Here is a 9,721-nt window from a genome sequence, read left to right on the forward strand (position 1 = left end):
TGCCGATGCGGCAGCGCTATTCCGTCACCCCGCCGATGCACAGCAGGCCCAGTTTGTCGGCAGCTGGCTCGGGCAAATGAAGCTGCCGGCCAATGTGCTCAGCTCCCTTGCCAGCCTTGATTACCGCAATTATCGCGACCTGCACGAGACGCTGACTGCCGGCCTGATGCTGGAGCGGCCGATCAGCGAATTGCTGCCCGCCACCCAGGTGATGCTGGGGCCGATCGGCGTGCAGTTCCTGCTGTGCGTGCCCTTGCTCGATGCCGGCGAGCTGATCGGCTTTCTGGCACTGGTGTATCAGGAGATTCCGCGCCAGCGCCAAAGCAGCGAGCCGCGCTTTCTGGCAACGCTGGCCAACTACCTGGCCCTTGCCTTGCAACGGCAGGAGGCAGAAGTACGCATGGGTGCCAACGCCCTGCGCCTGTCCCAGTTGGTGGGGGCCACTGAGGATATGGTGTTCGAAATGAACGCCGAGGGCATTGTCGTCAATGTCTGGTCTACCCATCCGAGCCTGCCCACCGCCAAGCTGGTCGGCATGCCGATTGATCTGGCCTTTCCGCAGGACATGGCCTGGGTGATCGGCAAGGCCTTGCCCAAGGCACTGGCCAGCGCCTCGCGCGAGCAATTCGAATTCACCCTGCCGCGACTGGATGGCACCATTTACTGCATAGGCCGCATGCAAGCGGTGCCGAGCGAAACCGGGGAAGAGCGCCATGTCGTGGCGCTGATCCGCGATGTGACCGAGATCATGCGCGAGGAAGCGCGCCGCCGCACCATGGTGGAAACGCTCGACCTGCTGGAAGAGGCGGTAATCGAGCTGAGCCCGGACGGTGTGCTGACCCGTCTATCGGCTGCCTGGTCCACCCTGCGCCTGCTGACCGGCGCCGGCATCGCCGATGTCAACCGGCCGCTCACCGACTTTGTCGAGGAGGAAGACCGGCCGCAGCTATCGCGCATCCTGCGCGAGGTGATCAACGCCGGCGAGCCGCTGGTCGCCCGCTTTCGCCTGTTACGTGAAGGGGCCGACTCGGTGTGGCTGGAAGCCAAGCTCCTGCCCAACCGTGGCGCCGATGGCCTGGCGCACGGCCTGCGTGGCGTACTGCGCGATGTCACTGCCGCCCATATCAATGAATCGCACATCCGCCAGCTGGCCCTGTATGACGGGCTCACCGGCCTGCCCAACCGGGTCTTGCTCGATGACTTGCTCAGCCAGGCCTTGTCGCGCGCCAAACGCCACGGCGGGCGGGTGGCACTGGGTTTTATCGACCTCGATCATTTCAAGCAGATCAACGACGCATTCGGCCATCAGGCGGGTGATCAGGTACTCGCCACGCTGGCACGGCAGATCCGCTCGGTGCTGCGCGAAGAAGACGTGCTGGCGCGCTGGGGCGGCGATGAATTCATCGTCATGCTGCCCGACCTGCCCGACCTGCAGACCCTCGGTCAGGTGGCCGAGCGCCTGCGCGAGATCGCCCGGCAAGGGGTGGTGCTGGAAGGCATCGAAACCCGACCGACCATCTCCATCGGCATGGCGGTATTCCCCGACAATGCCGACAACGCTGAAACCCTGATGCGCGCGGCCGACAGCACCATGTACCACGCCAAGTCGATGGGCCGGAACAATGTGCAGTTCTATGGCGATATCGTTCACCTGAAGAGCATCGGTCGCGAGCATATGGCGATCCAGACCCGCCTCAATCATGCGGTGCTGGGCAATGAACTGCAGGTGTTCTACCAGCCGGTGGTCAACGCCCGTAGCGGCGAGGTCAGCAGTGTCGAGGCGCTGGCGCGCTGGCATGACGATACGGTGGGCTGGATCACGCCGCAGCTGTTCATTCCGATGGCAGAAAAACTCGGCTTGATCAGCGAATTGTCCGAACAGGTGATCGTGCAGGCGCTGACCAAGTTGCGCGGCTGGCGTGATCGCGGCCTCAAGCAGCGGCTGGCCTTGAATGTGTCACGCAATCTGCTGTTTTCGCCGCGCTTTGTGCGCAATCTGATCAGCATGGTGGAGGAATACCGCCTGCGGCCTGACGATGTGATCGTCGAGATCACCGAAAGCCTGGCGCTGACCGATCAGGCGCGCCAGTCGCGCCACCTCAAGCAATTGCACGAGGCCGGCTTCAAGATCGCCATCGATGACTTCGGCACCGGCTATTCCTCCCTGAGCCAGTTGCACGATATGCCCATCGATATCCTCAAGGTGGACCTGAGCTTTACCGCCCGGCTCAACAATGAATCGGGCCGGCGCATCATGCAGGCCATCGTGCAGATGTCGCATGCGCTGGGGCTGGATGTCGTGGTGGAAGGGGTGGAAACCCTGGAGGCGGCCCGTTTCCTGCAAGGCCTAGGTGTGGAAAAGATGCAGGGCTTTCACTTCAGCGAGCCGGTGCCGGCCGGCGTGTGCGAGTTGCACCTGCAGCTGGGGCTGGATGGGAAGGTGTGATGGCGCTACGCGGATAGCCGCAAGGCGCGTCTGCGGGTAATCCGATTTGTTCGGGGCGCGGCTTGCCGTCAGAATGTCGCCCTCTCCTGCTCCGGAAAGCTTTTTCATGCGCTTGTTACAGGCCATATACAGCATCTACGTCGGCCTGCTGTTCATGCTCGGCCTTGCTGCCGTCATTCCCTTCTATTTCATTGCCTTCCTGCTCAACGATCGGCAGCGCCTCACCTTGATGTATGCGGCCAATCGTTATTCGATGCGCTGCTGGTCGTGGTTGTGCGGCCTGCGCGTGGTGGTCGAGGGGCAGGCTGCCTGGGAGCCGGCGCCGGTCATCATCGGCAATCACTGCAATATGTTCGATATGCCGGTGTGCGCAATGGCTTGCGTCAAGCCGGTGCGGGTGCTGGCCAAGCAGGAATTTGCCCGCATACCGCTGCTGGGCTTTCTGTTCCGCAGCTTTGCGGTCTTGGTTACGCGCGATTCGCCGGAAAGCCGCCAGCGCAGCGTGGCCGTGCTGCGGCAGGCGCTCGATGCCGGCTGGCCGGTATTCATCTTTCCGGAAGGCACGCGTAACCGCGGCGACAGCCCCTTGCAGGCCTTCCGCGATGGGCCATTCCGCTTTGCCATCGCCGCACAGGCGCCGATCCAGCCCTTCGTGCAGCTGAATATGCGCGGTGCCCAACGGCCAAACAGTCTGCTGTGCGCACCGGCGAAGCTGACCTTTCGCTGGTTGGCACCGATTTCCACCCAGGGCCTGACCGAAGCCGATTTGCCGGCACTACGAGATCGCGTGCATGCCTTGATCGAGGCAGAGCTGCGCCGCGACGACCCGGCGTTTCAGCCGGCGTGATCGAGGGCCGGTAAACAAAAAACCGGGGCATGCCCCGGTTTTTTCATGCTCGAACGTAACAAGCCATCAAAACTGGAAACGCGCAGGCTGCGGGGCGTTGACAAATGGCGCAATCACCGTTTCGAACAGTTTTTCTTCCTTGATGGACGAGCCGACCTTGGTATAGCGGGTAGCGGACATGGCAGGCTCTTCACCGACCACGGCAAACACTCGGCCGCCATCGTTGAGTTGCTCGAACAATACCTGCGGCTTGAGCGGATACGAGCCGCTGGCGATGATGGCGTCGTAAGGCGCATGCGCCGCCCAACCGTTGACTGCATCGCCCACTTCCACCGTCACATTGTGAATGCCGGCAGCGTGCAGAGCGGCTTTGGCGTGCTCTGCCTGCGCGGCATCGGGCTCGACTACCTGTACATGCTTGGCAAGGCGGGCAAGCAGGGCCGCCAGAAAGCCGGTGCTGGCGCCGATCAGCAGCACATGCTCCTTGCCGGTCAGCTTGAGCTCCTGTGCGGCGCGCGCTTCCACGCGCGGCTGCCAGGCCTTGCGGCCATTGCCGAGCGGCAATTCGATATCAACCAGTGCCATATCGCGATAGGCGGCCGGCACAAAGTCTTCACGCTTGATTTCCAGCAATAGTTGCAGCACGGTCTGATCCAGCACATCCCAGGGACGAATCTGTTGCTCGACCATCAGATAACGGGCTTTGTCCCAATCCATTGCGGCTTCCTTTTGAAATTCGGTGGCACAGAGCCTGAAACGTGAACGCCGCAGGTTGCGGCGTTGGCGGACGTACGAATCAGGCAATAAACTGTTGTAATTATTCCATAGTTGCCTTAGTTTCGCAGGACTTCCGGCCGCAGCTTTGCGGCCAGACGCTAGGGGTTCTCCGATATGCCATCGGGGATGAGACAAACCCTCAGCACCTGATCCGGTTAACACCGGCGTAGGGAAGCGTCGCACGGCCCGCCGTCCCCCGCTCACTATGCCGTTCATGGAGTGCTACTCCAGGAGTCAACGCGATGAACGCGCCCAATCAATTCCTCTCGCAAACCGCCCATGTCGACGAAGCCTCGGTGCAGCCCTTCCCGGCTTCGCGCAAGGTGTATGTCACCGGCAGCCGCCCCGATATCCGCGTACCGATGCGCGAAATCAGCCAGACCGACACGCCCACCAGCTTCGGCGGCGAAAAAAACCCACCGATCTTTGTCTACGACACCAGCGGCCCGTACACCGACCCGGCGGTGCAGATCGATATCCGCAAGGGCCTGAACCCGCTGCGCGCGCAATGGATTGCCGAGCGCGACGATACCGAGCAGCTGCCGGGGATGAGCAGCGACTACGGCCGCGAGCGCGAAGCCGATCATTCGCTCGATGTGCTGCGCTTCGAATTGACCCGCAAGCCGCTGCGCGCCAAGGCCGGCATGAACGTCAGCCAGATGCACTATGCCAAGAAGGGCATCATCACCCCCGAGATGGAATACATCGCCATCCGCGAAAACCTGCAGCGCGAGCAGTATATCGAGTCGCTCAAACAGGCCGGTGGCAAGCTGGCCGACCGCATGGTGGAGCTATTGACCCGCCAGCACCCCGGACAGAGCTTTGGCGCCGCCATTCCGCAGGTGATCACCCCGGAATTCGTGCGGCAGGAAGTAGCGCGCGGCCGCGCCATCATCCCGGCCAATATCAAACACCCCCAGTCCGAGCCGATGTTCATAGGCGGCAACATCCTGGTGAAGATCAACGGCAATATCGGCAACAGCGCCGTCACCAGCAGCATCGAGGAAGAAGTCGCCAAGATGACCTGGGGCACCCGCTGGGGCGCCGACACCATCATGGATCTCAGCACCGGCAAAAACATCCATGAAACCCGCGAATGGATCATCCGCAATAGCGCGGTGCCCATCGGCACCGTGCCGATCTATCAGGCGCTGGAAAAGGTCGATGGCAAGGCCGAGGAGCTCACCTGGGAGCTGTTCCGCGACACCCTGATCGAGCAGGCCGAACAGGGCGTGGACTACTTCACCATCCACGCAGGCGTGTTGCTGCGCTATGTGCCGATGACCGCCAAGCGCATGACCGGCATCGTCTCGCGCGGAGGCTCCATCATGGCCAAGTGGTGTCTGGCGCATCACAAGGAAAACTTCCTCTACACCCATTTCGAAGACATCTGCGACATCATGAAGGCCTACGACGTGTCGTTCAGCCTTGGCGATGGCCTGCGCCCCGGCAGCGGCTGGGATGCCAATGACGATGCGCAGCTGGGCGAACTCAAGACCCTCGGCGAGCTCACGCAAATCGCCTGGAAGCACGATGTGCAGACCATGATCGAAGGCCCCGGCCATGTGCCGATGCAGCTGATCAAAGAGAATATGGACCTGCAGCTCGGCTGGTGCGATGAAGCGCCGTTCTACACCCTCGGCCCGCTCACCACCGATATCGCCCCCGGCTACGACCATATCACCAGCGCCATTGGCGCGGCGCAAATCGGCTGGTACGGCACCGCCATGCTCTGCTACGTGACGCCCAAGGAACACCTGGGCCTGCCGAACAAGGACGACGTGAAGGAAGGCATCATGGCCTACAAGATCGCCGCCCACGCGGCCGACCTGGCCAAGGGCCACCCCGGCGCCCAGATCCGCGATAACGCGCTATCAAAAGCGCGCTTCGAATTCCGCTGGGAAGACCAGTTCAACCTCGGCCTCGACCCCGACCGCGCCCGCGAATACCACGACGAAACCCTGCCGCAGCAAGGCGCCAAGGTCGCCCACTTCTGCTCGATGTGCGGCCCGCACTTCTGCTCGATGAAAATCACCCAGGACGTGCGCGACTATGCCGAGAAAGAAGGCATTGCGGCGGAAGAGGCGCTACAGAAAGGGATGGAAGTGAAGTCGATCGAGTTTGTGAAGCAGGGCGCGCAGGTCTACCACAAAGCCTAAACTGCAACACTTGCTCCATCACAAAGGCCGCAATAGCGGCCTTTTGTTTGCACCACCGAAGCAGAACAGCTGCTGTCGCATGGCAAAACCTATCGTGCGGCGGGTTTGGCAGAAAGGGTTCAATGCGCAGCACAAGGCACTGAATCATTGCGACGATTCCGCTGAAAACCCTGCTGTTTTGCGGCTGCGCCGAAGACTCCGCGCATTGCGCGGTTTGGGGCGGGATGCGCCCCGCAGCCGCCCTACTTTCTTTGCATCGCCGTATAGACTGGACAAATCGCCAAAGATAAGTAAGCAAAGAAAAACGACCCGGCCTCGCCGCCCCGCTACGCGGGGTTCCCTTTGCTCCTCGCCCGGCACGGCCACGGCAAGAACTTGCCCGCCCTTCGGTCGGGCTCAAACAGCTTGCCCCGGGCTACCCCGCGCCGGCCTGCGGTGCTCAGCGGCTCAGACGGGGGATGGGGTACTCCGTAGCTATCAATGCGTGCTTGTCCACGCTCGCACCAGCTTGTTCAACTGCCGTTTTAGCCCCAATGACGTCAAGGAACGGCACTGCTGCGAACAGCGGAAATCCACTTCCAACCCGCGATGCGGTATCTCCGTCACCAGATAGCAAACGCGATTGACGTACCGAATTCCGGGCGTGATCCATTGATCGTCGCCGGAGTCACCGTCAACGACGGTCCAGACATAATCAAGGTCTAGGCTGCGAACTAGCTGGAAGTCGTCGCCGAAGGTTTCGAGGCCGTACCCACCCCATATATCGTGTTTTGCTTGGGGGTGGCGATAAGGCTTAAAGAACTCGTAAAACGCATCCTCGTGGAGCCGCGTTACTTGAATCATACTGGCATACCCAAGATTAACAATTCCAGTTTGACGACAAGGTCTCGTCCCACGCGGTTACGCTTGTCACAGCACGAAGCAACTTCGCAGTAGAACCCCACGATTTCAAGATCGCCATATCTTCATCCGACGCAATGCGAAAGCCACTAAATTCATGCCAAACGTGGTCGTCCGACGAGGGGCCGCTCTCGCACTCATCCCACAACGTTTGGTAAAGCGTTGGGATGCCCAGCTGTTCGGCGATAAAATACTCGCTGCCCTCGAATCGACTTTGAATTTCCTCCACATCACTGCTACTTAAAACCCCATCCAAGAGCAATTCGCCCCATGCTTTGTAATTTCCGGCATCTCGATAGAGATAGGTGAAAATCGTTTTCGCTTGTTTGCTCATGATCTAGATCAAAAATATGGTTTCAGCGTGATACGCCAAGAAATCACGATCTGGAACGAACTTCTTGGGTAACTCAATCTTGCTTCCCGCTAAGCCGTGCAGATAGCGCTGGGCCATTTCACTGGTTTGCGAGCTGAGTTGGCTGGAGACTTTTATTTCAAAATCAGGCGTAACCGTTATCAGGCCACGATCATAGGCCTTGTCGTGCAAGGCGGATAAGCAAAGTCCATTGGCCGGATTAAGTCGATTATGCTCGTCCTTGCTCCACGGTACGATATGGCTGGCAACCAAAAGGCGCGAATCGGCAAGGCCGGTCATGCAGCAGCGGCCTTCATAACTGCTCAAGACCGATTTGCGGAAGAAGGATTGCTTCACCCGAATCTGCGTCTTGGCAACGGTATTTTCTGCGTAGAAACTTGGCAGAAGCGATTCTGGCTCGGTATCGCTGGAGAGCGCTTCGACTGCGCTATCTTGGCGAGCGAGCGCATCCACCAGCAATTGACTTTCGTAGCCAATGATTTCTGGATTTTCGATAAATTCTGCCCAAATAGCTTTATCTAAGCTGGAGCTGCCAGATAGCCCTTTTCGCCCACTGTCGGTTATGGCAGGGTCGAGACTGGCAAGATTGGTCAGTTTCATTGCCAGTGCATCTGGCGTTCTGCCCAATAGCTTGGCGGTCTTGATGATGATGGGATTGCCTTTATGCAACCTGCCAAAAGGCAACTGGCAATACAGGTTAATCGCCACCAAAATTTGCTCTCGTGTCCAATTGTTACTCGCCACATTCAACCCCTTGGGCAGTTCTGTTGGTGTGGCGGCAACTGTAGCCGATTCATCCAGCCGCTGTCGCATGAACTTGGCGACAGTTGCAATCATCGGTGGCACCGCGGCATCGGGCAGCAATTGGTAAGCCCGCGTATCCGAAACCGGAATCCGGAAAGTATCCGGAAAGCCCATCAGCCGCGCACATTCGCGCGGCGTCAGCCGGCGGGGATTCTTGCCCTCGCCCTGATCGACCAAGATCTTCGATCCGTCCTTGCAATAGCGCGCCGACAAGGTGCGGGTGACACTGTCTGGCCCCACCAGCCCAAAGCCAAAGCCGTTGCCCTTGGCACGGTGCTTTTCGGCGTAATCCTGCAAATAAGCCCACAGCTTTGGAGTAAGGGTGTACTTGTCCGGTACCCGGCATTCGCCGTGGTTGAAGAAACGCTCGCCATCCCATGGCAGTTTTGGTTCGCTGCCATCGGTGCGGTGCAAGACTTCCTTGAGCTTGATCTGGTCTTTAGGTGGCAAGGGCCGAGCATCCCAATCAAATGCGACTGGCTCGCGAAAGCCGACAATCAGGATCCGTTCCCGGTGCTGCGGCTTGAAATGCGCACCATCAATCACCTTGCAATGGATGTGGTAGCCCAACTCTTCGCGCAGGGTGCGGCGTATTACATCAAATGTGCGGCCCTTATCGTGTGACATCAGGTTTTTGACGTTTTCCAACAAAAGCGCGCGGTTGCTTCTCGGCAATGATGCGGGCAACGTCAAAAAACAGCGTGCCTTGCGTTTCATCCTGAAAGCCATGAGCACGGCCCAGGGCGTTCCTTTTGGAAACGCCGGCAATCGAGAAAGGCTGGCAAGGGAAGCCGGCCAGCAGTACGTCGTGATCTGGCACTTCGCTTGCTGCGACCTTGGTGATATCGCCGTTCAGGGGATGACGATCGCGGAAATTCTCGACATAGGTTTTCTGGGCATAGCTATCCCATTCGCTGGTAAACACACATTGGCCACCCACCTGCTCGAAGGCTTGCCGCAGCCCGCCAATGCCGGCAAACAGGTCGATAAAGGTGAAATCGGCCGGCGTGGTTCGCTCAGCCGGCTCCAGTGGCGGCATGTATTGCGGTGCGCGAGCCAGATAGGGCGGCGGCTCGCTCTGCCTCACTTCCCCTCGCCGCACGGTGCGGGTGTCGACGCCCAGTTGTCGGGCAATATCGGTTTGGGACTTGTACTGGCGCACGACATCCAGCAATTGGTACACATCTATTTTTTCCGGGGAATTCACGTCTGTCTCGCTGGGAATTTTTGCCGGCGATACGTCCTTTTCCATCACCTGTAAATGATGAACGAAAGTTCTCTGTGTGTTATCGCAGCCGAGCCCTTCCGGCTTGAAGCAGGTATTTCATGGCTCGCAGCGAACCTTGGCTGCTCGGGTCGCGCACAGAGTCAGGTAGGCGTGCGATGTTCAGTTCCGGCTGCCCGACAAACCGTCC

At 59.6% G+C, this 9,721-nt stretch carries 7 protein-coding genes, 1 pseudogene and 1 riboswitch; of the genes and pseudogenes, 3 read left to right on the top strand and 5 right to left on the bottom strand.

Annotated elements, in window-relative coordinates; genetic code table 11:
- A partial coding sequence (locus tag ACE3OH_RS14415) for an EAL domain-containing protein (RefSeq protein WP_374354191.1) occupies positions 1-2,446 on the top strand: 2,446 nt, incomplete at its 5' end.
- Between the two features lie 106 nt (positions 2,447-2,552).
- Positions 2,553-3,293, top strand: a complete 741-nt coding sequence (locus ACE3OH_RS14420) for a lysophospholipid acyltransferase family protein (protein WP_374354199.1) — start codon at positions 2,553-2,555, stop codon at positions 3,291-3,293.
- Positions 3,294-3,359: 66 nt separating this feature from the next.
- Here ACE3OH_RS14420 and ACE3OH_RS14425 read toward each other — a convergent pair whose 3' ends face one another.
- Positions 3,360-4,010, bottom strand: coding sequence for a protein-L-isoaspartate O-methyltransferase (locus ACE3OH_RS14425; RefSeq protein ID WP_374354202.1), 651 nt, complete (start codon positions 4,008-4,010; stop codon positions 3,360-3,362).
- A gap of 150 nt (positions 4,011-4,160) precedes the next feature.
- Positions 4,161-4,260, top strand: a riboswitch (TPP riboswitch).
- Positions 4,261-4,312: 52 nt separating this feature from the next.
- On the opposite strand from ACE3OH_RS14425, the gene thiC reads away from it, so the two are divergent.
- A complete protein-coding gene (gene thiC / locus ACE3OH_RS14430; protein WP_374354205.1) occupies positions 4,313-6,229 on the top strand; it encodes a phosphomethylpyrimidine synthase ThiC in 1,917 nt (638 codons plus the stop codon).
- A gap of 477 nt (positions 6,230-6,706) precedes the next feature.
- On the opposite strand, the gene ACE3OH_RS14435 is transcribed toward thiC, so the two are convergent.
- The 4 genes and pseudogenes from ACE3OH_RS14435 to dcm form a co-directional block, all read right to left on the bottom strand.
- Positions 6,707-7,072 (bottom strand): hypothetical protein, encoded by a 366-nt coding sequence (locus ACE3OH_RS14435; protein WP_374354208.1) that lies wholly within the window; start codon positions 7,070-7,072, stop codon positions 6,707-6,709.
- Positions 7,073-7,088: 16 nt separating this feature from the next.
- Positions 7,089-7,463, bottom strand: a complete 375-nt coding sequence (locus ACE3OH_RS14440; RefSeq protein WP_374354211.1) for a hypothetical protein — start codon at positions 7,461-7,463, stop codon at positions 7,089-7,091.
- A gap of 3 nt (positions 7,464-7,466) precedes the next feature.
- Entirely contained in the window at positions 7,467-8,339 is an 873-nt protein-coding gene (locus ACE3OH_RS14445) for an HNH endonuclease (RefSeq protein WP_374354214.1), read from the bottom strand.
- Positions 8,340-8,378: 39 nt separating this feature from the next.
- A pseudogene (dcm, locus tag ACE3OH_RS14450) lies at positions 8,379-9,558 on the bottom strand (DNA (cytosine-5-)-methyltransferase); the annotation flags it as partial.
- Positions 9,559-9,721 lie beyond the last annotated feature (163 nt).

It is taken from the genome of Chitinimonas sp., assembly GCF_041904975.1.
GTDB lineage: Bacteria > Pseudomonadota > Gammaproteobacteria > Burkholderiales > Chitinimonadaceae > Chitinimonas.